Genomic DNA, 26,336 nt, shown 5'->3' with positions numbered 1-26,336 from the left:
ACAAGCGACCGCATGCCCCCCCAATCAAAAAAAATCTTGATCGTTGCGGCTGGGTGCCTCTGGGCGGGCAGCTTCGCTCTCGAGATGCGCCCGACGCAATCTGCTTGAACGTAAAGCGCAGACGTATGTCTTGTTGGGAGGTTTTTTACCGGATCCTGCCGGGATCAAATCAAGAGTGGTCGGTACATTTCGGTGCCATCGTCATTGACGACATCTCAAACCCGGTAACGAATGGAGCGCGTCGTGGGACCCGCTTGAACCTTCTGCACGTCAGCCTCGAGCTGCCTCGCATGTGCGATTGCTCTTCTTTCTTCCACACCCGACTGAATCTCCAGCGCGGTTACCTCAATTTTCGCCTTCTCTTTCAGAACTTCGACCACCGCGTTGGCAACAGGAACAAGATATCTTGCCGGCGCGGCAAATCCGGTGTCTCCGTCCGACATAACATCCGCGCTCCCGTGCGAACACTCTGTATGCCCATCGAAAAATTCATATTTATAATTTCTGATCGACGCACTATTATCATCCTGATATTCGTCGGGCAAACCTATCAAATGCCCATATTCATGCGCCTCAAGAACCTCTCTTGGCGCATTAATTCTTCCGTTTGGATTTGCGGCGCTACGCCAGTCTCCGATGTTTATTTTTAGTCTGTTCACTGCCGGATCAAAATATGATGATGCAGGATGTTCCCCATTGCAGTCTTTTATTTGCTCGGACTCTTTTATTGCATCGGACTCTTTTATTGCATCGGATTGGATCACATTCGGATCAACATGCCATGATGCTGGATGTGTTATTTTGCAAGCTTCTATTTTTTCGGAAGAGAAGGGCACATTTACGAAGTGGACATAATAGTCTCCCGAAAACTTGGTCAGTATTGGGTTGAAAACGATCTCAAAAAGACGTTCGTTACAGCTTGTGTCCCTGATCTTCAAACGGTAGGGGCCCGCGTTCCAAACGGCCCTGATGGCACGAGGGATATCCCGAATGAGCGCCGACAATTGCTTATTGGTCAGCGCAATGGTTCCTGGAAAATTCTTGGTGTTCGCAGTCGAATTAATAACAACCAACTCCGTATCGACATAAATCTTGCCAAGTTGCTGCCTGCTGTCGATAGTAATATTGGCGCGGAAGATATCGTCAGGCGCTTCGTACGCTTTATCAGACTCTTTGATCTCGTTCCCCGCACGATCAACCTTTATGATTTTTCCAAACGGCCCGAACGTCTTTTTGAGGTCGTATTCGGCTTTGCAGCACGCTGCTACCGCAGAGTTTGGCCGATTTTGGCCTTTGCCAAGCTGTGATGGCGCAACAGCGTAGGAAGTTGAACACGAACATCCCATTTCATTTCACTTTCATCGCATTATCTTGATGTGTACGTTTTGCTGTTTGCCAAATGCGCAAGCAGTCCCGCTCAGCCGGCCTTGCTCGGTCCAGGTATGATTTCCATCGCTGTGACCGTGACTCCTTTAGCCTCCAGCATTTTGAGGACGGCATCGGCGACAGGCAGGAAATAGCGCGCCGGCAGAACGCCGATATCCTCACCATGACCCATGAGGCCGCGCTGGCTGACCTCGATCTCGGGCGGCGCGCCGAAATGCCTGTACAGGCATCCTCTTATATTGCGCGCTTCATCCGCATATTCTTCCAGCAAGCCGATCATGTGACCGTATTCATGCGGTTCGGTGTATATTCTCACGCTCTGATTGTTTGCCGCGCTTTCCGTGTCGCCGAGATTGAACTTCGCACTCTGCGCGCTCATATTTGTATATGTGTCGTAGGATTCTTCGCCGTTCTCGTCCAGCGCGGTCACGGTTTCAGGCACATTCACAAATTCAATCTTATAGTGCGGCGGCTCCGCGAAAACGACATTGAACTCCACGTCGTAGATACGCTCGCCGCATTTCTCGTCCCTGATCCGGATCTTGCGCGAACCGGCGTTCCAGATAGCATTGATTGCAGGAGCTATTCTATCTACGCGCTCCCGGAATTCGGCCTCGCCGAGAGCAATCGTCCCGGGAAAGCGGTCGACATCCGCAGTGACATTTTGCGCCTGTAGCCTTGTGCTCACAGTAATTTTGCAGGGGCTCGCAGCGCTGTCGATCTTGATGTGCGCATGGAAGCGATTAGCAGTAGCACCCGTCACAAGTGGCACTGAAAATTGAAGCTGCTTGACCCTTTCGCAAGGGCCATGCTCGTCGTCCCTTTCAACGACCTCCCCACAACACCCCGCCACTGCCGAGTTGGGCAGAGCCTGCGCGCCCGACAAGTCGGCGTGGTAGTTCACGGCGTCAGGCGTGCACCCCATTCTGTGTTTGCTTTCATCCTAGCGTGGGCTTTGATGCGAACGCTCGCCAATCGCTCGGTGTTGTTTGAAAAGCGTGCGGGGCACAGGTGAGCCCCAACGCGACGTCACCCTTCATGATGTCACGGTCCGCTGTCGATCTATACTTTCTTCCTCAGCTTTTTTTAATTTTTCAGCCATGTATTTTTTATACGCTTTCTTGTTTCCACTTTTTAACAATTTATCGACAAATTCGGCTTCTTCATCCAACAGCCGCTGCTTTTCCCGGCGTTCCTTTTCGACAAGATCCAAACGCTTTTGTACAAATGCCTCTTTTTGTGCAAGCGGAGCTGTAATCGTACCTTCTTCCAGAACTGGACCCCTCTTTATTTGCACAAGCTGTTCTTTTATTTCGTCTTCCAAATGATTTTTAATCTCAAGATTGGTGACCCTGACTCCATTTTCTGCAAATATTTTGGCGACCGCATCAGCAATCGTGACGAGATATCTGCACGGCTTAGCAAACATATCGTCACACGACATCAATCCATTTCTAAACAATTCGCCAAAATTTTCCGAGTTATATTTATACTTACATCCATTAAAATCCCATCTGAAACTTTGATACTCATCAAGCAGACCTATCATGTGTCCATATTCATGAGGCGCTGTAAGAGGATCTGCAGTAGAGGCATATTCGTCTTCCCAGTAACCACCAATATTTAATTTTACTATATGATCTTCTTGATCTACCCATGAAACATGAGTATGGTGGCCAAAGGGATCAAAAAGCCCCTCGTTCTTGGGTGAATTTACAACGTAGACTTCATAATGAGGCGATTCATCTGTAAAACCAACATTGAACCTTACCTCGAATTCGCGTTCCCCACATTTTTTGTCTGTTATCTTTAATTTGTATGGCCCCTTATTCCAAGCGTTATTGATTTTTGTTTCTGCGCTTTTAAGGTATTTCTTAAATGTTTCATCTGATACTTTGATCGTTCCTGGAGAAATATCCGACTTTTCAGTATAATTATTACCTTTCAATCGCGTATTAACATATATCATAGGTGGAGTAATTTCACCATCGATGATAATCTCAGCATCGAAATCATGATCGTATGTATATTTTGTGCCACCTATATTGAATTGCCTAAGCTTGTAGCTGGGGCCGTGCGTGCCGTCCTTCAAGTAGACACACGCGCAGCACCCCGCTACTGCGGTGGTTGACCGCTTCCGTGCGTCCGCAATGGCCGCCGTGTCGGTCTTGTAGTTCATGGCTCCAAGTCTGATCCCCATTTGTCTGCACTTTCTTCATGTTTGGAAGGATGGCTTGCGATCGCTTGAGCAGCAAATCGCTGCTGTTGCCTGTGAAAAACGCCGAGGGGTTGCGACTGAACGGCCCCGGTTCGTTGCCTTGGTCAATCGAAATGAATCGGCAGATCGGGGAGGGTGATTTCGAAAGGCTGCCCCTCAACTTCGAGGTAGGCATAGGGCAGCAGCCGGAGAAGATAATCGCCTTTGTCGAGGTCTGCGCGGCGCGCTATGGTGGTCAAGGCCGGATAGGCCAGCCTGAACTCCCAACTGTCTCCGCCTCTGTTGAAGGCCAGACCCTTCTTGAACGGATCCCCCGTGTCCATGGGACCGATTCGCACGTCCGTGATATCGACCCAATTTCCATCGACGTTCCTGAACAATTGCCCGAAGAAGGCCAGAGGCTTCGGCTCCGTAAAGCAAAAATTGCGGACGGACGGGTTCTTGTCGTTGGTGACGACCATGGCGACGCAATCCTGCCCGAACTTTTCGTGTTTCAGATCCCGCATGTGCGCGATTTTTGCATTCCGCGTGTACCAGAGAGAGAAAGTCACGCCCCCGCAATCGGCTTCAAACGCCTTGGTCAGTCCATCTGGCATGCTATCCACTCCAGTCCGAAGAATTGAAATTCCGGGAACACAGCGCCAGCGGCGCCCGTTCACCCGTTCATGAGGTCCTTGTTGAGCCGGTGGATGGCATATTTGCGCAGCTCCGGCTCGCCGCCCTTCGCCGCCTTTTCCGGGATCCAGGGATAGAGCGGGTCCTTCCAGAAGCCGCTGCCCAGCCAGTAGCCGAGCAGGACGGACAGTTGCAGCCCCCTGTCGCCCTCCAGCCCGAGGCGGTGGGCGCCGATCTCGGCTTGCTGCATGCGTGCGGCGTGGTCTTCGCGCGAAAGGTCATAGCTTCGCTCGCCATGACACCGCGTCACCATGGATAACGTCCTGCTCGCCGAATGCCGGTCCAGATCCGGCAAAAGCGACTGGCGGAACTGGTCCAGATCCTGATGATAGAGTTCCAGCCCCTCGCCGATGAAGCGATCCCCGAATGCGATGAAACGATCGCGCAAGTCCCTGATCCGGTAGTCCGCAGCTTCAGGGATATCCGGCAGGACCACCCCTATGAATGAATGGCGCGGATCTTCGTGGAAGAACGACCCCAGATAGGTCATCACGAACATGATGTAGGCCACATCGTCGATATAGGGAATTTCCCAGCCGTCGCAGCAGGTGGTAGCGTGCCGGATGAAAGCCTCGCGGTTTTCCTCTCCCAGCCCGCGAAACCTGTCCGGATCGATCTTCATCAGGATGCCGTCATAGGTCTCGTAATTTGCCTCGAAGCGAATTTCATCGAGCACTTCCGGCGAGATTTTCAGCGCCATCAGTATTCTCCCCTCAGATAGTGGAACAGTGTCGGGTCTCTGCGGTTTCGCAGGACGAAGCCGTGATGGCTCGCGAGCTTCGCGAAAAGCGAGTCGTCCTTGCGTGCTTTCAGCAAGGCAGGGTGAAGGTTCGTTTCCCAGAACCGGAAATAGAACCACTTGCCGTTCTCGTCCTGCAGGCGCGTGAACTTCCTGAAATGCCGCCAGAGCTGGTCGAGGCTGTCATGTGTGCGGATATAGAATCCCGTGTCCTTCAGCCACAGGTCGGACGGCATGCCCGAACGCGTGAACAACTGCCGCATCAGCACATTGTCCTGCTCCAGAACCACGATATAGGGCGCGAGGTTCCTCAGCTCCACCTCGGCTGCGCCCTTGAACAGGCACCTGAATTCCAGCCCCGAGCTTTGTAGCATTTCCGGGAGCAATCTTGCTTTTGCGGCATCCAGGATCGCATATGTCCCCAGCGGCGGAACGGCATCTGCGGAACCGAAATAGGCAATTTCCGCCTTGGTGGGTTCGGGCTGCCCGAACAACGGATCGACCAGGACGTCCGGCACGGTCTTCTTCGGCCACACCCCGAATTGCGCATCGAACGGCTCGGCCCCCACGATCTTTTCCGCAACGCGCGGAGGCTCCGGTGTGGCCAACTCGCGACGCATGCCGATTTCGACCGGGCGGCCCGGATGCACCGAACGTGCGAGGTTCAGCGCCCCGCGCTCGCGCGGAAAGCGAGACTGCCACTGCACGGCAGGGTGCACTTCCTCGCTCCACAGGAGCCTATACCCGGACCCCGCCAGATGCCTGCCAAGCTCCGCGTCGAAGCCTTCGCGCCCCTCGCACCACACCGCCGCATGCGCTTCGAAATTCGTCCTGGCCGCGCCCTCCCCCTCATAGAAGTGGCAAAGCCCGATCCAAGCCTCCTCCCCGTTCATGGCGCTGCCCAACCACCTGTCGCGGATGCGGCGCCGGCAATGCCGGCAACATCAGCCAAAGCTGGCGTCCCCCGTCGTCGTCGTCTCAGACTGTTTTTCGCATTCCTCGCAGAGCGGCAGGCCCTCTTTCGCGGCAAATTTCAAAACTTCAAGCTGCGTCGCCGTCGCGCTGGCCACGTTGACCTTACCCCTGAAGTAGATGTTCGGCGCGTCGAGCGTGATCCCGGCAGGGTCGAGGAGTATCTTGCCGTTCGGCCCGATGATCTCGATTTTTATGGCGCCTGACAGATCGTACACGTTCGTGGTGACCTTCATGGAAGTCTTCACCTCCATGTCGTAGGTACCGTGCACCTTGGCCTCGTATTTTCCCTCCGTTTCATAGAGGTGATCGAACTTGATCGCCTCCTTGAGGATGTTGCCGACCCTGTGCACGTGATCCTTGCCATAGTCTTCGATCTGGTTTCGCTTGACCTCATAGAAGACGTCGTTGTCGACCATAATCCTTGCATCTTGCTTGACGTGCTCGAACCGGTCCTTGCCCACCGTTATCGACTGGTTGCCGGTGATGTTTTCGGAATGATCGTTGCCTACCGAAATACTTTTATTGTTGCGGATGGTTTCCGACTGGTCGTTACCGACAGTCTTGGATCGATTGCGGGTGATCGAATGGGTCTCGTCGTTTCCGATCACCGTGTCGTGGTTGCGCTGGGCATGAAGGTACACCTGCTCGCCGCCCGCTTTGTCCTCGAAAGACAATTCGTTGAAGCCCTCGCCCTTGTGGGTCTGGGACTTGATCGTCATCCGCGTCTTGTTCTCGGACAGGCTGTATGGCGGCCTGTTCGCGGCGTGATAGGTTCTGCCGGTGATGATCGGCTGGTCCGGGTCGCCGTCTAGAAACTCCACGACGACCTCGTTGCCGACGCGGGGAATTGCCATGTGGCCCCAGCCGCCACCGGCCCAGTTCTGCGAAACACGGATCCAGCAGGACGATGTCTCGTCCTTCTTCCCCTTGCGGTCCCAGGGGAACCACACCTTCACCCGGCCATGCTCGTCGCAATAGATTTCCTCGCCTTCGGGGCCGGTAACATGGGCGATCTGCGGCCCGTCGATGCGCGGGCGAGGATTGGGGTTCACCGGCCTGTAAGGCAAGTGCGCGGGCTGGGTTGTGAAGCGCGCACGATAGGTGGTGCCCTTGTCCGTGGCGGCTTCTTCCTGCATAGCCGAGGCCTGGTGCCCTTCATGAATGACACGAAGGATGCGATGGTTGGTATTGGCCGCCGGGTCGGGATGCTCCATCAGGGTAAAGCCATAGCCCGCGGACAGCCGCACCGAATTCGTCTCGCCCTCGGCGATCGCGGCCTCGACACGATGCGCTTCCAGCGCATAATCATTGAAAGCGCGCCCGGTTTCGGCCGATTTGTGCCGGCCCGGCCAGGCGTACAGCTCATACTCTGCCTTCGCGCCATTTGCCTTCGTCTGCACCGCGCGTTCCTCGAGCGACTGGGCCGGGCTCAAAAAACTGTAGTCCCGCACGGCGCGATGCGTCGCACGCAGTCGTTCTATCCGGTCGAAACGCCATATCCGCGGGCCCTGGCCGATGCCGCCGGGGAGATTGTTGAAGGGGAACGTCGACAGGCCGGGCAACATCGGCATTGCAAGCGGCGCGTCCGAAACGATCATCTTGTGGCTGGTCGCGCTGTGTTCGAACCAGAAGAATATTCCTTCCTCCGCCCACAATCGGCGCAGGAAATCGTAGCTCGTTTCCTGATATTGCACACAGAATTCGCGAGGCTCGTGCACGCCTTCGATCCGCCATTCGACATCGGTGATCTGGTGGTCGGCCAAAATGGATTTGGCGATGTCCGGCACCGATTGGGCCTGGAATATCCGGTTGTCGGATTGATAATGGAGCCGGTGCAGCGACGGCTTCAGCGTCGCGCGATATAATGTGCGTCTGAAAGTCAGGCTTCGCCGCTCGATCTCGACGATCACGCCATGCAGGAAGCGCGGCTGCTCATAGGCGTGGAGCAACGAAAGTACCGCAGGCGTGTCGAGCAGTGCCGCGAGGTCGAGCGAAGGGTCTTCCGAGACCAGATCGACGACGATCTCATAGCCCTCGAACAGCGCCTCTTCGCCGACAAGGTTCAGCACCGAAAATGCGCCCGGCATAGCCTCGGCCTCGAATGCAAAGGCGACATCCGCATCCTGCGGGATTATGCGTTCAAACACTCCCAAGACCCCAGACTCCATTCCATTCAATGCGATTTTTCGATTTCTCTCCGGTCGCGCCGCGCTTCAGGGGTCGGGAAAGCGCACACGATCATGTTCACGCCACCTTTGTTTCCGGTGCAGTCACGACCTTAGTCGCCAGCACCAGGCATCTGCACTATCTCGGCACGTCTGCCGGGTAGCGCGGACTTGACGGGCGCATGACTCAGCCGACAGCCAGGCCAACGCTCGCCCGGGCGTTGTTAAGGGAGCACGCCGAGCAGAATCCAAGGAATTTGGAAACAATCTTCAATATTATATCTCTCTGAAATAACAACACATTCCGCGGCTGAGCACTGGCAAACCGGGCGAAATTCCGCCCGCTCACGCATGCTTCCTGGCGAAGTCCCGCCCAGTTTGCGGAATCGCCGAGATTGTCGGCGAAGAACTGGAGAAAGTGGATATTCTTCCGAAGGGTCAGCAATCCTCCCCATCTCAAATCCTGGCTCAGAGCGCTGTCCGAAACTGAAAATCGATAACCTCTCCATAATTATATGTCGTTGGTAATAATTCGGAATAGGTGAGAAACGGCGATAAAAGGTGATAATCGCTGATAATGACCGCCGTCAGGTCGGGTCGCGTGGCAGAGATTGGACGCGTTTTGGCTTCATAAGAAAACGGTGAATTGCCGATTTTGAAGGAAAGCGATCAGCGTCGAACCTCTGCTGACAAGCTTCCCATATTTCCATGATAGTAATTGTGCCCGCGCATTGAGAGATGAAGGTTGATATCTCCGCATCCCGCTCAATCTTCGAACGCGGTTTAACGCACCTTTGAAGTGGCTTTGAAAAGAGCTGTTGCGCTTCCAAAAGTCGCTGATACTCGCTCAAGGATATCGTTATCGTTGGCGCATTGAGCGTTGCTTTTCCGCAGATCGAGCAAATGGCCAAATTCATTAGAAGGTTTCCTTGAACACTTTTCGAGAATGGCCGCTTTGAAATTACGCCGCGCCCCTGGAGAAAGGCGCGGCGCTGATCAACTATCTTATCCAAACCAAACGTCAGTTGACCGGAGCAGTTGCGTATTCGATCTGCAGGGCGACTTGTGCCCCCAGTTCGTTCACGCAATCAGACCATCTGTTCAATGCCGCGATGTGTTCTTCTGTCAGGCCGTCACAGCATGAAATCTCATGCAGCATGGCGTTGTTTGCAACCGTCAGTGAGTGCACATAAGCCTCGTACAGCACGACCAAAGCAACCGCCTGTTCCGCTGTGAGATTTATTTCCTCCAATGCCATCGTCAGAGCGCCACCCACGGGGTGATGATAAGTTCCGCCGTGCCCTTCCATTCGTTGGTTTCGCCGCCAACTCCAAACTCGCTAAGCAATAGCCTTCGGGCCGCGCTTTCCAACGAAGGCGGAACGACCAGATGCGTCGGGGTGACGCCCAGCGGCCTGCCGCTGTCATTTCTGAAGCCGGTCATGGCGGCACGAGCGGCGGCATAGTTCGCCGGTGTCAATGCAAGCTTGGACCCAAAGGCGAGTTGCCAAAGACCGTAACCGGCATTTGAGCGACCACGGACGCCATAAACATAGCGGTCATTGAAGAACACCTGCTGTTCGTTCTCCCCGTCAATTCGGGCCATGCTGAACGGAAGCCGCTCCTGCCACACCATCGGCTTGATCGACTGGCTGCAATCCAGCAGGAACCATGCCGGTTGGTCGCCTGTCTGGACGTTGGAAACACTTTCGCCGCCAACCTCATGATCGGCGTCAAAGAAATATTGCCCGTCAAAACATTTGGTGGAAAAGCCGCTTGCCAGAAGCTCGAACACCATCTTGTCGGGATGGCGGGCGGTATCGCTCCCCATCTTCTCGAAGATCGGAGAGAATACCCCGTATTGATCATCCTCGATCTGCGTGCGGCGAACCGAAACCGTTTCCTCGTAGAGCCGGTTCTCCACGACATAATGTGAAAGCGAAAGATCGTGAATGATGCGGTCGCCAATCCACTCGCGAATGCCGGGAAGGTCTTTCAGCCATCCATAATTGTTCGAAGCACCGGACGAAGGCACCGTCATGGCAACCTTGGTGTAGTGATTGGTTGTTTCCTTCAAACCCTTGTTGAAGGCGACGCTGAACGCCTTGAAAAGGCCGTTCAAATTCGGTGCGGTGGCGTCCATCAGTTCTGTTCCTTGTTGCCGTACCTGTCCACGTCCTCGCGGGTCAGGCGCATGTTGCGGTAGATTTCATCCTCGCCGGCGGAGCCGCCGTGCAGCTTGCGGTCGATCTCCCGGCCACGTTCGGCCACGCCGCTTGGCCCGAACATCGTGGCCATCGGCTTGCCCATACGTTCAATGAAGCCGTCGAAGGCGGGCTTGTTGGCAGTACAAAGCTCAATCGCCCAATCACGCATGAAGGGCAGTAGCTTCATTTCGTCCATTGCCTTTTCAACCGCCTGCTCAGCCGCATTGAGCGAAACGCCCGCGTTCACGCGGTTCAGTTCGGCAAGCGTTGCCTCGAACGTCTCAATCGGCACATAGCGCGCCGGATCGACGCTGTTCATCTCGCGGCCTGCCAAGCCATCGACCGCTTTCAGGATGGCGGCAAAGTCCGCATCTTCTTCAAGGCCAAGCGCCTTTCGCAGATCGGCAAGGAATTGTTCTGTGTCCATAAGTGTGTTGCTCCCGGCTGCATTCAGCGCCTTCAATGTGAGGTTGGGATTGTTGGTGAGTGACGCCCGTTCGATTGACAGAACCTCGCGGTTGAGGTTGTGGCGAATGACCGGCGAGAGAAACCGGTATTCGCGTTCGGCCACATGCTGGCTGGCGCGTGGCGTCCATTCGATCAAGCCCCAGATGGAACCATCCCGAACCTCCATGCGCGAAATCCAGCCCGCCGCCGGTGACGGTTCGCCCTTGGGCGCGGCAACGTCGATTGCATGGTTGTAGTCAACCGGAATTTGTCCGGCTGTGTTCGCCGCCCACTCGAACGATCTGGCAATGATCGCCATGCCATTGGTCGCCTTGAACTTGCGGCCATCCACGCCGTTCACGGCCCCGATTGGCAACAGTTCAGCCCATTGACCAGCTTCTCCAGCCGAGAACGATTGCAGCGCATGGGCGTGAAGAAATGCCGCCGTCAACATCACGCGGCCCTCACTTTACGCTTGGATAGCGAAACGGTGCGCTTATTGTTCGCCTCAAAAAGCCTGCCCACGCCGCTTTCCGTCATACCTAGTTTCAGAGCGATTGCCGAATTGGGCAGGCCCTCTTGCCGGTAACGATGAGCGCGAAACTTTCGTGCGAGCGGCACCTTGATGTAGAGGCGACCAAATTCTTCCGACAGTTTGTGTGAAGCTTCCGAGCCAAGATGCTCAAAAATCTGCGAACGCACTGAGTGATTTGCGATGTAGAGCCGCGTTCCGCCCCAACGATCTACCAGTCGTAGGAACGCGTCATCACCCAGCAACTCACGCAACTCGATTTCAATATCGCTTCTGGATTGCATTCTGCGCCTGCCCGGTCAGTTTCATGCCTGCCAAGGAAGGTTTTTCAGAATTCATACAGTGGGAATATGCCTGCCATCGCGGGGCGGGAAAAGCGTGCCGGGGAGCCTTAGTTTTTCCCGCAATTCAAGACACCGGCTCCGCAATGACTCGGCGCAAAATGCACCCCTAGCACACCAGCATGAGGATCAAACGCACCGGGGGGCCGGAAATACCATCCCACTCCGCCTCAAAGGCGGCGCTTCCTGCTCGGTGCTGGCGGCACCATATCATGCATTTGCCCACGCGCAACGCTGTCCCAGAAGTTGGTACGCTATTGCCGCCTCTTACAAAACAGCGATAAACATGTGAGCGCTTAAGCCATTCGAATAGTGCTGGTTTCGGCCAGCAGGGGGAGCTTTCGGCCCTCCGAGCGCGCTTCTCGCTTCCCAATCCATCGAAAGCCAAAGCCGCAGCGATGGCCATAGAAGCGCTTTCCGCCTCCGTCTAGTGAACTTTCCCATCCGCAACAACAAAAACCGCTCCACGGGCTTCGAAGGGCCTTCGAATTTAATCCTATTGGCGCGCGACCATTGCCTTAAGCGCGGTTATCACCGATTTCGCTTTCTTGGCGCTCACAAACCGCATGGCGGACACGCCATGGAAGCGACGCAGCCATGCGTTCAAATGCTTTTCGTCTTCATCGGCTGGATCGTACTTTTCCCAAAGCGAACGCATCAGCTCGACTTGTGCAGCCGACGCCATGGAGGAATGCCGATCGCCGAATGTTCGTTTTGTCCAGGTCGAACGAAAGCCAAGCCCTGCCATGCGTATCATGACGGCCTCAAATTCGACCGGATCAAGATCGGCACTGCTTTCCACGCCGCCGAAGCGGCGTAGAATATCGCGGTAGGTGTCTTCATCCAGCCCGAGTTGCCGCTTGGCGACATGCAAAAGGGCGATCTTCTTGGCTGGAATACTGGATGATTTTCTCGGGCGGTGCATATCAAGCCCCAGCATTCGCGGGCGTGACTTGATAGCCAAAAGCCTCATTGAACGATTGGGGTTGGAAGCCATTTTGTTCGCGATCATGGCGCTTTTTAAGTCTGAAATGAATGAGTGCTTTGATAATACGCTCGACGGTTTCGTAATCGGCCCCAACCTCTAGAGATACCTGCTCCATCGCATTCTTTGACTCCGATACTACCAATGCCGAAACGCCACGCACGTTATCTACAAATTCGTCCAAATCGTCGTCTGACAGGAATGGGTCTTGAATGCCGGTAGCTACAGCGACAACTCGTGCTGCGAATTTCGGCGAAATTCCTACCAACTCCGCGATCAACCTACTGTCTTTAAGTTGGAGTTTGCTTTTTTTTCAGACGATTGAATTCTCGCAGAAGCGCGCTCCGAAGGTGACGCAGATCATCGCATTGTTGCAATAACATACTCCCAACACCAGAGCTTATCTCTCTAACGTCATCGCCAGAATTAAGTGTATGCTCCATCATGCCGCAGAATGCATTGATTTTTGAAATAGTCGCATCCATTTCATACAAAATATTACTGAAATCGGCGTAGCTATCTACATGCTTGGCATTCATTTTCTATATCCCTCACGTTGGAAATGCGCGCTACGCAATACAAAAGCGCGGGAAAGTTGATTGATTTCAGGTGACTGGCGACAGAAGCTTGAGGGCGTCACGCGAACTGCGCATTCCCATCAAGGTCGTTTCGATGTGCGAAAGGCGGATGCTGCCGACGCCTTGCGTCGTGGCGATCACGCATGTTTCCAGCAAATGACAGGCTGCCCGCAATGACGTTCGCAGCCCGTAATTCGCTATAGCCGAATAGGCTTCCTTGCCCTCGACATTGTATTCAACGGCTATGCTGCGAAAATCGGCGTCTGTCGGTTTCTCGATTTTGAACGTCGCGCCAATGCGGCTGTATATCTGCTCAAGCGCGTTTGCGTCTTTCGCCGTCGATTGCGCCAACCTTTCGCTATTGCCAACAAGCAAAAGCGGAAATCCGCTTTGCTCCTGAAAATGCAGAAGTTCGCGCAGAACGGTGGCTGAAAACGTTTGGTACTCGCCTACGAAAAGAGGCGGTACCGTTCGGGTCGTTGTATCGAGGCGATTGCGAAGCTGGCGGGCAAGCACATCAATGAAATGGCTTTCCGTATGAATGCCATAGGCATTGAGCACCATGCGATACATGCCTGTGAGCAACTTCGTGTGTTGTGTCACTTCGCAATGCGCTGCTTCTATTTCAGCGGCGACCATCCGCAGCGCGGTCGTTTTTCCGATCCCCGCATCGCCAACAACGCGAACCGGATAACCAATGGTACAAGCCATCGACGCAGCCTTACGAACTTGGTCAACCGCTCGAATTTGAATGGCTTTGCGTTTGTTGAACACGACCTATCCAACCTTGAAATTCTGTTGAATTTGATAGATTTCTTCGGCTTCGCGGCGGCGGTCGGCCTCTGTTTTGACCGCTTTCACCTCGACCTGCTTAGGCAACTGGCGAGACGGCGCGCCATCCATCACAGAAACCGTGCCCAAAGGTTCGTTCGGCTGAACTGGCAGATTGGCTTTGCCGTAGGCGATTAGTTCCTTGCCGACATCAATGTTCGGCGTTGAACGATCCATTGCCCGCAACGCCTTGTTCTTTTCTTTCACGCGACTGGCAGAGCTTTTCGCGCCACGTTCATCGAAATACTCGAGTTCCTCATGGGGCTTCACAATGCCCAGTTCCTCGCCCTTTTCCCCGACGATCAACAATTCGTTGAAGCCGTGATAGGCTGGAATGTGAACGGTGACGCTCGAACCGAAATAGCTATCAAGCGCCGGACCTGTCCAAATGCGGCCATCGACGCTGATGGAATGATTGCGCACCATGCGCGTTTCGGGCTTGGTGAACACCATGTGCAAGCTTTCAGGATTGATAACCGTTGCGGCCCAACCCGCGTCGACATGCTCTTTGAAAATATCGTTTGGCGACCGTCCTTTGTGTTCACCGTGCGTGTGCGGCATGGCCTGATAGGCTTGGAGCAAGCCGAAGAAATAGGGCTTGAACGTCTCAAAGCTGCCAAACGGCGCAACCGCCTTTCCGATTTCCTGTTGCTTCTTGTTCACGCGGTCGCCGCCAATCCAGCCTTTCGCATGGCGCAAGAAATGCTGTTCCAAATGCCCGAATAGCCGCTCAATCGGCTTTGCCGCCGCGTTATAAGGAAGCGCCCGAATAACCCGCGAACCGCGCTTTCCATCCGGTGTCAGGTAAGGAACGGCCAGTTTGAGCGCATCGCCCAGAAAATCGGCAAAGCGGTATTCGCTGCCATTGTCGATGTAGATGGTTTCCGGCAATCCAAATGAAGGATCAGTCGCCATAGCGATAAACGCTTCGACCACGTCACGATTGCGAACGCCCCCTCGCTTGTCGAAAAAGATCAGTTCGGCCCATAAGCGACCCGTTGCCAGATCGAGAAAGCCAAGAAGCTTGGCGGTGGCGGTCAAACCGTCTGGACGCGCGACCAGAACGTCAATCGGGTGAACGTCCATCACGACGATTTCCATAGGCCGCAAGCCGCGCTTGGTGCGTTTGACTCGCGGGCGATCATCCTCGCTCGCCTTGCGGTCGTATTTGTGCCGGTAGAGCTTCCGATATTGGCTTTCGGCCTCGATCAAATGGCGGGGAATGCGGCAAGCGCGCTCCAAAGGCGCGTTTTCAGCCGGTCGAAATCCCCATTGCCGTGTGATGCGAACCAGATAGGCCGACGCCAACACGTTCAATTCTTTCGGCTGCGTTCCTTGCTTGAGATAGCCGCGAATTTGCTGGCGAAGGTCTTCCGCAAGCTTGGCTTTTGTCTCGTCGTCGAATGAAACCAATCCATCCCATTCACGGGAAATGAAGGTGCGTTTCTTGCCCTTGTCTGCCCTGCCATAGCGGGCCAGCGGCCTGATACTGCCTTCTCCTTCCATGCGCTCAAGCTTACGTTGAAGCGTTCGCATACTGGGTTTCCAGCGACGGCCATGCCAATCAAGTTGTGTGGTGGAAGCGGCTTCGGCCAGCGCCGACTTGCGTTCCTGTGAGCCTTTCGGAAGCTCCAAAGCCGGACCCAGAACATGCAACCACCACGACCGCTCCCGCGCCGCATCATTGCCTGAAAGCACGTTTGAACGGCCTTCAACAGGGCTTTGAAGCGTCTTCAAACGCTGTTGAAGTTCGGGCGGAAGGCTGGTGTCTTCAACAACGTAGGAAACACCCGCCGCACCACCGCACCCGGTGATCTTGCGCACATTGAGAAAGTATCCACGCCAAGAAGACAACTCGCCCGAAGCAATCGCCGAAAGCGCCTTTCTCACCCCTCGATCAGAAATAGCCGCTATAGACGCCAAGGTGGCAGTGTTCACCCAACTCATTGCGATGAACTCTTAGCCTTGAGACCGAGAGCAACGGCAATCCTGTGCCCTTTGCCACGAGTTGCCCTTAATTCACCACGCACGACGGCGCGAACTGTCCTGATATTGAAGCCATGAATGCGCGCCCATTCGGCAAGAGAAATACCATTCTCCTCCATTAGTTTCCGGATTTTTGAAGTAGCGTTTGGCAAAATGCCCCCGATATGCTTCGTTATTGAAACCTGTCAGATTTATGTAACATTAGTGAAACATGTCAAGACGAAAAAGCTTCGATAGTGAAACATTAGTTGCTATTGGCCAGCGCATTCGGGAAGCGAGAGGCTCCCGAACACAAGATGAATTTGCCTCTATGTTGGAAGTAAGCCGGGCCGCCCTGACTAACTATGAGGCAGGTCGGAGACTTCCTAACGATCTGATATTGAAAAGAATTTCTGATATTTCCGGAATTCCAGTACCGACCATCCTTTTTGGACCCACGCTCGTTCCATTCGACGAGTATCTGCATTCCATCGAGAATGATGCGATCCGCGAATCACAACGGCGTCCCGGGTTCATTCCGCGCTTTATGATTAGCGATGATGAGCTTGCGATGGTTTCACTATTCCGTCTTTTGATGGACATGGGAGAGCCTGCCGCGTGGGCGACTATCAAAACTATCATCGATTATTGGGAAGCTGAGCTCACTCACGCTAAGAGTATAGATGGCGAACCTCCTATTCAGTGGGGAGAAGGCCATCTTGATCGTTTGAAAGCCGCATACGCAGAACAGTCTTGGGAAAAAGGGGTTGACCCCATGCAATGGCTATGGCCAACCCTCGCCGAGGAAGCGAATGCACGAGCAAAAGACGAAACTTCTGAAAAATAGTTCCGCAATAGGGTCCGCAATCTGTTCCCGCTACGCTCGCCCTTCGTTCTGGTTCCGCAAAATACCTTGTGAAATCAACAACCTATAATTATTTGTCGTTAGATCAGATTGAGGACCCTGAAAACGACAGATTGCGGACCTATCCAGCCACATAATTCTCTATTTTATCAATAACTTAGCCTATTACTAATTCGCCAACTTAATTATAGCAGCGACGACAGATAATTTTCGCGACCTTACCAAACAGCCATTTCACTTTCACCAAAAGTTAAACGCTTGCAGAACACAAATGGAACAGATAGTGATTGTTCCTGATTTGTTTTCAAGTGATTCCTGTGGGGGAGCCAACGATGCTGACGCGAAAGCAACACGAGCTTCTGGTCTTTATTCACGAGCGGCTGAAGGAAACCGGCATTCCGCCATCGTTCGACGAAATGAAGGAAGCGCTTGATCTTGCATCGAAGTCCGGAATTCATCGGCTGATTACCGCGCTCGAGGAACGCGGCTTTATACGCAGGCTTCCCAATCGCGCGCGGGCGCTTGAAGTTCTTCGCCTGCCGGACTCCATTGCGCCGGGGCTCAGCGGCCCAAAAAAATTCTCGCCCAGCGTCATTGAAGGCTCTCTCGGGAAAGCTCCGGCGCCCGCCCCACTGAGGCGGCCCCAGCCGAGCAATGATGAAGCGGGAGTCTCGGTGCCGGTCATGGGTCGCATCGCCGCCGGTGTTCCCGTCGACGCCATCCAGAACCACACGCACAGCATCGCCGTGCCGCCCGGCATGATCACGGGTGGCGATCATTTCGCGCTCGAAGTCAAAGGCGATTCGATGATCGAGGCCGGCATTTTCGACGGTGATACCGTCGTGATCCGGCAAACGAACACGGCCAACCCGGGCGACATCGTCGTTGCACTAGTGGACGAAGAAGAAGCGACCCTGAAGCGCTTTCGGCGCAAGGGAGCCTCGATTGCGCTCGAAGCTGCAAACCCCGCCTATGAGACCCGGATATTTCCTCCCGACCGCGTCAAGGTTCAGGGCCGTCTTGTCGGGCTGATCCGCGTATATTGATGCACTGTTGCCGGTTCGGTCAACCGGGACGGGTGGATGAAACGGCGGCCTTGGCCTTGCTTCGCATGTAAGGCAGTTGGCCGCGAGCAGTCCGCGAAAAAGCGCGGTGCGCGTGCCAGGGCCGGTAGTGAGCGCCAATTGCATATTCCACGGCGATATCTGGCCAAACCGCCCCGGCAGGTTGCGCAATGCTGACCGCGGCCGCTCCACGCCTCGCCAGCGAGGCCGCGTCGATTGTGGTCGTATGGCCGTTGCGACATGGACGATGGATTTTGGGGACCTGCACAACGATGAGATCGGCAACCGCACACAATTCGCGGGGAATGCGCGAGGCGGCGAGAACGGCGATGATCGAACCGGAACGGTGTTCGAGCACGCAGAGCGAATCCGCACAGAGGAAGTGATGCGGCGAAATATTGGTCAGAAGCACTTCAATCGTTCGCTGCGTCGGGTGGAATCCGATTGCGTCGGCACGTTTGGAGCCCGCGTCCGGCTTCTGTCGAACCGGCGCAATCGTTTCCTGAGCCATGAAGGCTCGTTTCCACCCGTCCAAAGTAAAGCTTCGCATGTTGGGGTCGCTCAACAGCAGCCTCCCCTGCCCGTCGCCGACGGCGACTACGCCTGCGTCATCGGAAATGTAGATGTCCGGCGTCAGTCCCGTTTGCAGGCACAGTACGCCCGCCATTCCGCAAGCAAGGCCCAGCAGCCGCAATCGGGTTGTGGCGAGCGTCGCGAGAAGCAAGGCCGCGGTAAGCCAGATCACGGCCGCGCCGGGAACAAGGCCGATGACGTCGAGCGGCGAGCGCGCCGAAAGCCAGTCGGAAATCCACAACATCGCACTCAGGCCCTTGCCCATCACGATGAGGAAGGGAGCGTCGATTCCGAAAGGCATTGCCGTCGCCGAAAGTACGGCGAACGGCATGACGACCAGCGAAACGATGGGCGACGTGGCGAGGTTTGCGAAGAGGCTCAAGGGCGAGATGCGCTGAAAATGCCATACGCCGAAGATCGCCGTGGCAAGCCCCGCCACAAGGGCCGTGGCGATGCTGCCCGCGACCATCGAGCTGACCGCTTGCGCCATCCGACGCAGCAGCGGGACATGTGCGCCGCTCTTTGTGGGAGGCGTGCGCCTCGCCCTGAGCGCGCCCCAGATCGCATAGCCGCCGATGAGCGCCGCCGTTGCCGCAAACGACATCTGGAAGCTTGGCCCGGCGATCTCGTGCGGCGTGAATATCATCACCACCGTTGCGGCGACCGCAAGATTTCGCATGGACAATGCGCGGCGGTCCACGAGGACAGCCAACAGCATGACCGCCAGCATCAAGAAGCTTCGCTCTGCCGCCACGTCGCCGCCGGAAATGAAGAGATATGCGCCAACTACGAAAAGGGCTGCGGCAGCGGCATATTTCTTCGCGGGATAGAGCGTGGCGAAGCGTGGAACAAGCGCCGCTCCCGAGCGGACGGCGCCCATGACGATTGCAGCGACAAGCGCCATGTGCAACCCGGAGATGGAAAGGATGTGGGCAAGGCCGGTGCGCCTGAGCGATTCGTTGACGCTCTCCGGAATGCCCGCGCGCACGCCGACGATGAGCGCTGCGGCGATCTCGCCTTCCGGTCCGTCGATCGACTGGCGTATGCGCGCCGCAATCGCATTTCTTGCATTGTCCAGCATTGCCTTGAAACGCATTTCAAAGGGCTGGCTGGCCGAAGGGGCAGCGGGCTTCGGCATGCCCAGGAAGAAGCCATTCGCTCCGATCCCCCTGAAATAGCTCTGGAACGAATAGTCGTAGCCGCCCGGGCGCACCGGGCCGGGCGGGGGCATGAGCCGCACTGGTCCTGTAATCAGATCCCCGGCGCGCGTGCCGTCCGGCAGGCGGCTCGCCGACACGCTCACCCTGTCGGGCTGGTAGCGCAATGTTGGCCGCTCCGTCCTGACGACATCGATCAGGAGACGCACGCGACCGTTTGCCAGGTGATCGATGTTCACCACATGGCCTGTGAGCCGCGTCGAAATCTCGCCGCCGATGACCTTGGTGCCTGCGCGATAGACTTCCAGCTTTGCAAGGGTAGCTCCCGACGCCACGAGCGAAATGAAGAGCAGCGCCAGCCGCAGGAAGGGAATGCCACGCGCAGCGGTGGCCCCCGCAAACGGCGCGGCGACCCACAGCAGCAGAAGGAACAGCGGCGGCTCCTCCGACGCCGCATAGTAGGCGAGCGCACCGCAGCCCATCGATACGGGAACCAGCAAGGCAGGAATGCCGCGCTCGAGTTCCAGCGTCGCGCTTTGCCGCAAGGCACGGCCCGCCGAAGCGACGCGCCGCACAAGCTCAACCCTGATCGGTGTCGGACCAGCGTCGGGCAGTCCTCGGGCCGGCAATGCGGGGTTGGCGCCAACGCCCGCCACTGCCCGCACCAGTTCGCGTTCCTTGACGTCTATGTCGGGCGGCCCCGTCCCCATTGAGGCTCCTCAAGCCCTTGCACCTGTGGGGTCCTATGCTACATGAGCGCCAGCAAATGGCCATGCTTATATTAGCATTTCCTTTTCAAAGAGATCGCGAGTTCACAGAATGCCCGACAAGGTTGTCACCCGCTTTGCGCCCTCGCCCACCGGCTATCTTCACATCGGCGGAGCGAGAACAGCGCTTTTCAACTGGCTCTATGCGCGCCGGTTCGGCGGCCGCATGCTGCTGCGCATCGAGGACACCGATCGCGAGCGTTCCACGGAAGACGCAACCCGAGCGATTCTCGATGGTTTGAAATGGCTTGGTCTCGACTGGGATGGCGAGCCGATCTCGCAGTTTGCGCGCGCGGCGCGGCACCGCGAGGTGGCCGAACAACTCGTCCGGGACGGCAAGGCCTATTATTGCTATGCCACGCCGGAAGAACTGAACGAGATGCGCGAAAAGGCCCGCGCAGAGGGCCGGCCGCCGCGCTATGACGGGCGCTGGCGCGACCGCAATCCCGCCGAGGCGCCACCCGGCGCGAAGGGAGCCATTCGCATCAAAGCCCCGCAGGAAGGCGAGACGATCGTCCACGACCAGGTGCAGGGCGAGGTTCGGTTTCCCAACAAGGATCTGGACGATTTCATCATCCTGCGCTCCGACGGCAACCCGACCTACATGCATGCGGTCGTCGTCGACGATCACGACATGGGCGTGACGCACATCATTCGCGGCGACGACCATCTGACCAATGCTGCGCGCCAGACCGTCATCTACAACGCGATGGGCTGGGACGTTCCGGTGATGGCGCATATCCCTCTCATCCACGGGGCGGACGGCGCCAAGCTTTCCAAGCGCCATGGCGCGCTCGGCGTGGAGGCCTATCGCGAAATGGGCTACCTGCCCCCCGCCCTGCTGAACTATCTCGCGCGGCTCGGATGGAGCCATGGCGACGACGAGGTCATGTCGATCCCGCAGATGACGGAATGGTTCGACATCGTCGACGTTAACAAGGGTGCTGCGCGCTTCGATTTCGCCAAGCTCGAAGCCCTGAACGGCCTCTACATGCGCAAGACCGCTGACGAGGAACTACTGGGCATATTGTTGAAGACATTGCCGTTCCTTCCAGGCGGCGCGGCAATGACGTCGGCGATCGATTCGAAGCGCGAGCAGCAGTTGCTGCGCGCCATGCCGGGCCTGAAGGAGCGCGCGAAAACGCTGGTCGAGCTTGCCGACGGCGCGGCCTTCCTGTTCGCGGTGCGCCCCCTTGTGCTCGACGAGAAGGCCACCGCCCTGCTTTCGCCGCAGGCGAAAACGGTTCTCGCTGGCGTTCTCGAACCGATGCGCGCCATTGGTGCAGACGACTGGAACGCCGCCTCGGCGGAGGCCGCCGTACGCAGCTATGCCGAAGCCGCCGGCGTCAAGCTCGGCGCGGTTGCGCAGCCCTTGCGGGCCGCTTTGACGGGCCGGGCAACCTCGCCGGGTGTTTTCGACGTGCTCGACGTGCTCGGCAGGTATGAAAGTCTGGCGCGAATTGAGGATCAAATCGATTAGGACAGGAGCCCTTACCTTGTAGCCACTTAGTAGCTATTGAAATCAACCTGTTGCGGTGCAACATTGCCTCTGGCGCGCATCGCGCCTACCTGCGGAAAGCAACGTCCTGCGCTGCCTACCCGTAGCATCTCAATACCGCGCTCCGGACCATTCCTCTCCGTGCTAGGCGCCTTGCTTGAAAGGGAGTTTGCCATGACCAACGCTGTTGCGAAGCTGGATTTTGATGGGAAGACTCACGAATTCAAGGTGAAGAAGGGTTCGGTCGGGCCGGATGTCATCGACATAGCGGCGCTGTACAAGGACACCGGCGCCTTCACCTACGATCCGGGTTTCACATCCACCGCGAGCTGTGAATCCAAGATCACCTTCATCGATGGCGACGAGGGAATTCTGCTGCATCGTGGCTACCCGATCGAGCAGCTCGCCGAACACGGCGATTTCCTCGAAGTCTGCTACCTGCTGCTCTATGGCGAATTGCCGACCAAGGTGCAGAAGGAGGATTTCGACTATCGCGTCACGCGCCACACGATGGTGCATGAACAGATGTCACGCTTTTTCACCGGCTTTCGCCGCGACGCGCACCCCATGGCGGTGATGTGCGGCGTGGTCGGGGCGCTGTCGGCCTTCTACCACGACTCGACGGATATTTCGGACCCCTACCAGCGCATGGTCGCCTCCATGCGGCTGATTGCGAAAATGCCGACAATCGCGGCGATGGCGTACAAATATCATATCGGCCAGCCCTTCGTTTATCCGAAGAACGAACTGAGCTACGCCGCCAATTTCCTGCACATGTGCTTTGCGGTTCCCTGCGAGGAATACAAGGTCAATCCGGTGCTGGCGCGCGCCATGGACCGCATCTTCATCCTGCATGCGGACCACGAGCAGAACGCCTCAACCTCGACCGTTCGCCTCGCAGGCTCCTCCGGCGCGAACCCCTTTGCCTGCATTGCGGCCGGCATCGCGTGTCTGTGGGGTCCGGCGCATGGCGGCGCCAACGAGGCTGCGCTCAACATGCTGGCGGAAATCGGCACCGTCGACCGCATTCCGGAATTCATCGCCCGCTCCAAGGATAAGGACGATCCATTCCGGTTGATGGGTTTCGGCCACCGCGTCTACAAGAACTACGATCCCCGCGCCAAGATCATGCAGAAAACCACGCATGAAGTGCTCGGCGAACTCGGCATCAAGGACGATCCGTTGCTCGATGTCGCGATGGAGCTGGAACGCATCGCATTGACCGACGAATATTTCATCGACAAGAAGCTCTATCCGAACATCGACTTCTATTCCGGCATCACGCTCAAGGCGCTCGGCTTCCCGACCACCATGTTCACCGTCCTGTTCGCGCTCGCGCGCACGGTCGGCTGGATTGCGCAGTGGAAGGAAATGATCGAGGACCCGCAGCAGAAAATCGGCCGTCCGCGCCAGCTCTACACCGGTTCGCCGGAACGCGACTACGTGCCGATCGCCAAGCGCTGAACAATTCCCGGCGCCGCAGCGCAGGTTGCGGCGCTTATTTCTTTCCGGCCTCGATGGCTTCCAGCACTGCTTGTGCGGCGATTTCCCGCGACGGGCGGTCGGTTTGCATGCGGCGGTGAACCTCGGCGAAGCCGCTCTTCTGCCAGCGGCGCAGATCGGTATCGTCCATCAGGGCTTCCAGTTGCCGCGCCACATAATGCGGGCGCAGCATCTCGTCGATATATTCCGGCACCACCACCCTGTCGGCAATCAGGTTCGGCAGCGAGGCCGACCAGGCCGTGACCAGGCTGCGGGCAAACCGCGCCAGAAGGTCAAGTTTGTAGGTCGAAATCATCGGCACGCCGCAGAGCGCAAGCTCCAGCGAAACGGTGCCGGACGCAATCAGCGCGGCGTCCGCTTCGGCAAACGCATCCCATTTCGCATCCGCGCCGACCAGAATTTCCGGTTTCAGCGGCCAACGGCCTGTCTCTTCGCGAACGATATCCGCCACATGCGGAACTGTCGGCAGCAACAGGCGCAGGCTGCGCCCGCGCTCTATCAATATCTCAACAGTCTCGCGAAAAGGCTCCAGCAGCGAGCGCACCTCGCCCTTGCGCGAGCCCGGCAGCAGCAGCAACGTCCGGCGCGTTCCGGGCAGCAGGTCGCGGGGCTCTTCCTGCGCCGAAGCCGCACGCATCACCCCTTCGTCGCGCATCAGCCTGTGGCCGACAAAGGTTCCGGGCGGCCCGCCGAGCCGCGCAAGCTCCCCAACCTCGAACGGCAGAATGCAAAGCACTCGATCGATGTTCGGGCGCATCGCAGCGGCGCGGCCCGGTCGCCATGCCCAAACGCTGGGGCAGACATAGTGGACGATGGGAATTGCCGCATCCATGGCGCGGATCTTCGCAGCCACCCGCAGATTGAATTCGGGGCTGTCGACTGTGACGACGCAATCGGGCTGTTCGGCCACAATGGCGCGCGCCGTGGAGCCGATGCGGGCAATCAGGCGCGGCAGATCGCGCACCACCGCGCTGACCCCCATCAGGGCGATGTCACCGGACGGAAACATCGAGGTCAGGCCGAGCGCGGCGAGGTGCCGCCCGCCTACCCCGACAAGTTGCGCGTCGCGCCCGCTTTGCGCCTTCAGCGCCTCGACCAGATCGGCGGCAAGCAGTTCGCCGGATTCCTCGCCGGCAATGATCGCGAGCTTGAGCGGACGGTTCATGGCGTCCGACCCGGTGCCAGACCGACGACAAAAACGCCAAGCGCATCAGCGCGTTCAACCAATTCCCTAAACCCAATGGCAAGTGTCGAATCCGCTACAACCGCTATGCCGCGAAGTCCCGCGGCAGCCGCGCCTTCGACCGTTTGCACGCCGATGCCGGGCAGATCAGTGCGCAATTCCTGCCCCGGCTTCACGCTCTTCACGAGAACGCCGCCCGCTTTGCCGGCGAGCCGTCCGTGTTTGCGCAGGCCGGCAACGCGTTCCAGCAGCCCGTCTGTCCCTTCGATGCCCTCAAGCGCGACGGCACGTCCACCGATGGCGACCGCCGCCTGCCCGATGTCCAACGCACCAATGGCAAGTGCTGCTTCCAGCGCCGCCGCAATGTCCCGGCGGTCAGCCGCGTTTGGCCGCGCGCGTGTATGCACCCCTTCGGGCACCAGCAAATCCGGCAGGATCTGGTGCGCGCCAACCACCGCGATGCCATGTTCTTCCGCATAGCCGACAACGCTTCTCAACAGCGCATCATCGCCCTTGCCCAGCGCCGCGGCAAGGCGCGCCAGCACCGGCAGGAGAGGCAACAGGGGGCGCATGGCCAAAAGGCGCGGCCTGCGCTTGACTGTGCCCGCAAAAACGAGGCGCTCGACCTTTCGCGCCTTCAGATGCGCCAGCAATCCGCCCAGCGCTTCCAGTTGAAAATTGGTTTGGGGAAAGCCCGAAAAGGCGGACGGGTTTTCAACCTCGCCATCGAGCATCACCACATAAGTCGGCACATCCTGCGCCTTGAGCGCATGCGCCAGATCGACCGGCAGCCTGCCGCCGCCTGCGATGAGCGCGGTCGAAGCCTTGTCAGCCTTCGGGCCGGGCTCACTCTTCCGCTTGGCCGGCATCTTTATCGCCGCCCTTGACCGGCGGTGTGACGAAGTAGCGTTTGCCGCGAACACTGAGGAACTCGATGATCCGCATGGACAGCGGTGAATCGGAAAACTGCCTGCGCGCCGTTTCGAGATTTTCCGCCAGGGGCCGCGACCTGTCAAAAATCGTCACGTAGGCCTCGCGCACTTTCTTTATGTCGTCCTTGCTCATGCCCGAACGCCGCATGCCGACCACGTTCAAGCCACGAAGGTCGGCAAGATTCCCCTGCGCCATTCCGAACGGAATCACATCGCCCGAAATGCCAGACATGCCCGCGAGGAATGCGTTGTTGCCGACGCGTACGAACTGGAGCACGGCGGTCAGGCCACCAATATTGACATTGTCGCCGATCTCGCAATGGCCGGCGAGCGTCGCGCCATTGGCCATGATGACGTTGTTGCCGACAACGCAATCATGCGCGATGTGGCAATACGCCATGATAAAGCAATTCTCGCCCACCGACGTGTGGCCGTGGCTCGAGTCGGAGCCTGCATGGATGGTCGCCGCTTCACGGATCGTTGTGCCCGACCCGATGCTCAGCGTCGTGGCGCCGCCCTTGTGGGAAAGATTCTGCGGCGCTTCACCCAGCGCGACATGCGGGTAGACGCGGCAATTGTCGCCAAGCGTCGTCACGCCCGTGACGGAGACATGGCTGGAAAGCTTCACATTCCTGCCGATCACCACGGAGGGCCCGATGTGGCAGAAAGGGCCGATCACCGAACCCGCTCCTATGACCGCGCCCGGCTCCACCACGGAACTGGGATGAACAATCGCACTATCGGGCATGCT

Annotated in this window: 25 protein-coding genes; 4 read left to right on the top strand and 21 right to left on the bottom strand. The window is 57.2% G+C overall.

Annotated features, from left to right (window positions below; genetic code table 11):
* Positions 1-215: 215 nt before the first annotated feature.
* The 17 genes from M9924_14890 to M9924_14810 all read right to left on the bottom strand — a co-directional run bounded on the left by M9924_14890 (position 216) and on the right by M9924_14810 (position 16,183).
* Positions 216-1,346: a hypothetical protein gene (locus tag M9924_14890; protein MCO5065683.1), complete on the bottom strand. Its 1,131-nt coding sequence runs from the start codon at positions 1,344-1,346 to the stop codon at positions 216-218.
* A 71-nt stretch (positions 1,347-1,417) separates the two neighbouring features.
* Positions 1,418-2,074, bottom strand: coding sequence for a hypothetical protein (locus M9924_14885; protein ID MCO5065682.1), 657 nt, complete (start codon positions 2,072-2,074; stop codon positions 1,418-1,420).
* 348 nt (positions 2,075-2,422) lie between these two features.
* Positions 2,423-3,565 (bottom strand): hypothetical protein, encoded by a 1,143-nt coding sequence (locus M9924_14880; protein ID MCO5065681.1) that lies wholly within the window; start codon positions 3,563-3,565, stop codon positions 2,423-2,425.
* Between the two features lie 143 nt (positions 3,566-3,708).
* On the bottom strand, positions 3,709-4,200 hold the full coding sequence (locus M9924_14875) for a hypothetical protein (protein ID MCO5065680.1): 492 nt from the start codon (positions 4,198-4,200) through the stop codon (positions 3,709-3,711).
* Between the two features lie 59 nt (positions 4,201-4,259).
* A complete protein-coding gene (locus tag M9924_14870; protein ID MCO5065679.1) occupies positions 4,260-4,979 on the bottom strand; it encodes a hypothetical protein in 720 nt (239 codons plus the stop codon).
* Entirely contained in the window at positions 4,979-5,911 is a 933-nt protein-coding gene (locus M9924_14865; GenBank protein MCO5065678.1) for a DUF4123 domain-containing protein, read from the bottom strand. The genes M9924_14870 and M9924_14865 overlap by 1 nt, the downstream gene beginning before the upstream one ends.
* 51 nt (positions 5,912-5,962) lie before the next feature.
* Positions 5,963-8,140, bottom strand: a complete 2,178-nt coding sequence (gene vgrG / locus M9924_14860; protein MCO5065677.1) for a type VI secretion system tip protein VgrG — start codon at positions 8,138-8,140, stop codon at positions 5,963-5,965.
* 1,039 nt (positions 8,141-9,179) lie between these two features.
* Entirely contained in the window at positions 9,180-9,416 is a 237-nt protein-coding gene (locus M9924_14855; GenBank protein ID MCO5065676.1) for a hypothetical protein, read from the bottom strand.
* A gap of 2 nt (positions 9,417-9,418) precedes the next feature.
* Entirely contained in the window at positions 9,419-10,300 is an 882-nt protein-coding gene (locus M9924_14850; GenBank protein MCO5065675.1) for a Mu-like prophage major head subunit gpT family protein, read from the bottom strand.
* Complete coding sequence (locus M9924_14845) at positions 10,300-11,265, bottom strand: phage protease (protein ID MCO5065674.1); 966 nt, start codon at positions 11,263-11,265, stop codon at positions 10,300-10,302. Before M9924_14845 ends, M9924_14850 begins: the two co-directional genes overlap by 1 nt.
* Complete coding sequence (locus tag M9924_14840; GenBank protein MCO5065673.1) at positions 11,265-11,627, bottom strand: hypothetical protein; 363 nt, start codon at positions 11,625-11,627, stop codon at positions 11,265-11,267. The genes M9924_14845 and M9924_14840 overlap by 1 nt, the downstream gene beginning before the upstream one ends.
* A gap of 553 nt (positions 11,628-12,180) precedes the next feature.
* Entirely contained in the window at positions 12,181-12,624 is a 444-nt protein-coding gene (locus tag M9924_14835) for a regulatory protein GemA (protein ID MCO5065672.1), read from the bottom strand.
* Positions 12,611-12,949: a hypothetical protein gene (locus M9924_14830; protein ID MCO5065671.1), complete on the bottom strand. Its 339-nt coding sequence runs from the start codon at positions 12,947-12,949 to the stop codon at positions 12,611-12,613. Before M9924_14830 ends, M9924_14835 begins: the two co-directional genes overlap by 14 nt.
* Before the next feature lie 10 nt (positions 12,950-12,959).
* Positions 12,960-13,208 (bottom strand): hypothetical protein, encoded by a 249-nt coding sequence (locus tag M9924_14825; GenBank protein ID MCO5065670.1) that lies wholly within the window; start codon positions 13,206-13,208, stop codon positions 12,960-12,962.
* Between the two features lie 66 nt (positions 13,209-13,274).
* The gene (locus M9924_14820) at positions 13,275-14,021 is read right to left on the bottom strand and encodes an ATP-binding protein (protein ID MCO5065669.1); all 747 of its coding nucleotides are present in this window, start codon (positions 14,019-14,021) and stop codon (positions 13,275-13,277) included.
* Positions 14,022-14,024: 3 nt separating this feature from the next.
* Positions 14,025-16,025 (bottom strand): transposase family protein, encoded by a 2,001-nt coding sequence (locus M9924_14815; GenBank protein ID MCO5065668.1) that lies wholly within the window; start codon positions 16,023-16,025, stop codon positions 14,025-14,027.
* Positions 16,022-16,183, bottom strand: coding sequence for a hypothetical protein (locus M9924_14810; GenBank protein ID MCO5065667.1), 162 nt, complete (start codon positions 16,181-16,183; stop codon positions 16,022-16,024). Before M9924_14810 ends, M9924_14815 begins: the two co-directional genes overlap by 4 nt.
* Before the next feature lie 92 nt (positions 16,184-16,275).
* Between M9924_14810 and M9924_14805 the strand changes: the two genes are divergently transcribed.
* Both M9924_14805 and lexA read left to right on the top strand, forming a co-directional pair.
* Entirely contained in the window at positions 16,276-16,890 is a 615-nt protein-coding gene (locus M9924_14805) for a helix-turn-helix domain-containing protein (protein ID MCO5065666.1), read from the top strand.
* Positions 16,891-17,240: 350 nt separating this feature from the next.
* On the top strand, positions 17,241-17,954 hold the full coding sequence (gene lexA, locus M9924_14800; GenBank protein MCO5065665.1) for a transcriptional repressor LexA: 714 nt from the start codon (positions 17,241-17,243) through the stop codon (positions 17,952-17,954).
* Positions 17,955-17,973: 19 nt separating this feature from the next.
* Here lexA and M9924_14795 read toward each other — a convergent pair whose 3' ends face one another.
* A complete protein-coding gene (locus tag M9924_14795; GenBank protein MCO5065664.1) occupies positions 17,974-20,412 on the bottom strand; it encodes a ComEC/Rec2 family competence protein in 2,439 nt (812 codons plus the stop codon).
* A gap of 109 nt (positions 20,413-20,521) precedes the next feature.
* Between M9924_14795 and gltX the strand changes: the two genes are divergently transcribed.
* Positions 20,522-21,949 (top strand): glutamate--tRNA ligase, encoded by a 1,428-nt coding sequence (gene gltX, locus M9924_14790; GenBank protein MCO5065663.1) that lies wholly within the window; start codon positions 20,522-20,524, stop codon positions 21,947-21,949.
* Between the two features lie 192 nt (positions 21,950-22,141).
* Positions 22,142-23,431 carry a citrate synthase gene (gltA, locus tag M9924_14785; GenBank protein MCO5065662.1) on the top strand — a complete coding sequence of 430 codons (1,290 nt, stop codon included), beginning with the start codon at positions 22,142-22,144 and terminating at the stop codon, positions 23,429-23,431.
* 34 nt (positions 23,432-23,465) lie between these two features.
* On the opposite strand, the gene lpxB is transcribed toward gltA, so the two are convergent.
* Genes lpxB through lpxA form a run of 3 tightly spaced genes read right to left on the bottom strand, consistent with a single transcriptional unit; the run spans position 23,466 to position 26,333 of the window.
* On the bottom strand, positions 23,466-24,635 hold the full coding sequence (lpxB, locus tag M9924_14780) for a lipid-A-disaccharide synthase (GenBank protein ID MCO5065661.1): 1,170 nt from the start codon (positions 24,633-24,635) through the stop codon (positions 23,466-23,468).
* On the bottom strand, positions 24,632-25,522 hold the full coding sequence (gene lpxI, locus M9924_14775) for a UDP-2,3-diacylglucosamine diphosphatase LpxI (protein MCO5065660.1): 891 nt from the start codon (positions 25,520-25,522) through the stop codon (positions 24,632-24,634). The genes lpxB and lpxI overlap by 4 nt, the downstream gene beginning before the upstream one ends.
* Positions 25,500-26,333, bottom strand: a complete 834-nt coding sequence (lpxA, locus tag M9924_14770; GenBank protein ID MCO5065659.1) for an acyl-ACP--UDP-N-acetylglucosamine O-acyltransferase — start codon at positions 26,331-26,333, stop codon at positions 25,500-25,502. Before lpxA ends, lpxI begins: the two co-directional genes overlap by 23 nt.
* Positions 26,334-26,336: the final 3 nt, after the last annotated feature.

It is taken from the genome of Rhizobiaceae bacterium (assembly GCA_023953835.1).
GTDB lineage: Bacteria > Pseudomonadota > Alphaproteobacteria > Rhizobiales > Rhizobiaceae > Mesorhizobium_G.
The sequence above is the reverse complement of the archived record's forward strand: the minus strand, read 5'-3'. Positions and strand labels throughout refer to the sequence as shown.

Bases quoted from the DNA above. Each gene is read 5' to 3' on its own strand.
- M9924_14805 (MCO5065666.1), top strand. From the start codon at position 16,276: ATGTCAAGACGAAAAAGCTTCGATAGTGAAACATTAGTTGCTATTGGC.
- M9924_14875 (MCO5065680.1), bottom strand. From the start codon at position 4,200: ATGCCAGATGGACTGACCAAGGCGTTTGAAGCCGATTGCGGGGGCGTG.
- M9924_14890 (MCO5065683.1), bottom strand. From the start codon at position 1,346: ATGGGATGTTCGTGTTCAACTTCCTACGCTGTTGCGCCATCACAGCTT.
- lpxA (MCO5065659.1), bottom strand. From the start codon at position 26,333: ATGCCCGATAGTGCGATTGTTCATCCCAGTTCCGTGGTGGAGCCGGGC.
- M9924_14815 (MCO5065668.1), bottom strand. From the start codon at position 16,025: ATGAGTTGGGTGAACACTGCCACCTTGGCGTCTATAGCGGCTATTTCT.
- M9924_14845 (MCO5065674.1), bottom strand. From the start codon at position 11,265: ATGTTGACGGCGGCATTTCTTCACGCCCATGCGCTGCAATCGTTCTCG.
- M9924_14810 (MCO5065667.1), bottom strand. From the start codon at position 16,183: ATGGAGGAGAATGGTATTTCTCTTGCCGAATGGGCGCGCATTCATGGC.
- M9924_14865 (MCO5065678.1), bottom strand. From the start codon at position 5,911: ATGAACGGGGAGGAGGCTTGGATCGGGCTTTGCCACTTCTATGAGGGG.
- lexA (MCO5065665.1), top strand. From the start codon at position 17,241: ATGCTGACGCGAAAGCAACACGAGCTTCTGGTCTTTATTCACGAGCGG.
- M9924_14850 (MCO5065675.1), bottom strand. From the start codon at position 10,300: ATGGACGCCACCGCACCGAATTTGAACGGCCTTTTCAAGGCGTTCAGC.
- M9924_14825 (MCO5065670.1), bottom strand. From the start codon at position 13,208: ATGAATGCCAAGCATGTAGATAGCTACGCCGATTTCAGTAATATTTTG.
- M9924_14835 (MCO5065672.1), bottom strand. From the start codon at position 12,624: ATGCTGGGGCTTGATATGCACCGCCCGAGAAAATCATCCAGTATTCCA.
- M9924_14880 (MCO5065681.1), bottom strand. From the start codon at position 3,565: ATGAACTACAAGACCGACACGGCGGCCATTGCGGACGCACGGAAGCGG.
- lpxB (MCO5065661.1), bottom strand. From the start codon at position 24,635: ATGAACCGTCCGCTCAAGCTCGCGATCATTGCCGGCGAGGAATCCGGC.
- gltX (MCO5065663.1), top strand. From the start codon at position 20,522: ATGCCCGACAAGGTTGTCACCCGCTTTGCGCCCTCGCCCACCGGCTAT.
- M9924_14840 (MCO5065673.1), bottom strand. From the start codon at position 11,627: ATGCAATCCAGAAGCGATATTGAAATCGAGTTGCGTGAGTTGCTGGGT.
- M9924_14855 (MCO5065676.1), bottom strand. From the start codon at position 9,416: ATGGCATTGGAGGAAATAAATCTCACAGCGGAACAGGCGGTTGCTTTG.
- M9924_14795 (MCO5065664.1), bottom strand. From the start codon at position 20,412: ATGGGGACGGGGCCGCCCGACATAGACGTCAAGGAACGCGAACTGGTG.
- gltA (MCO5065662.1), top strand. From the start codon at position 22,142: ATGACCAACGCTGTTGCGAAGCTGGATTTTGATGGGAAGACTCACGAA.
- M9924_14870 (MCO5065679.1), bottom strand. From the start codon at position 4,979: ATGGCGCTGAAAATCTCGCCGGAAGTGCTCGATGAAATTCGCTTCGAG.
- lpxI (MCO5065660.1), bottom strand. From the start codon at position 25,522: ATGCCGGCCAAGCGGAAGAGTGAGCCCGGCCCGAAGGCTGACAAGGCT.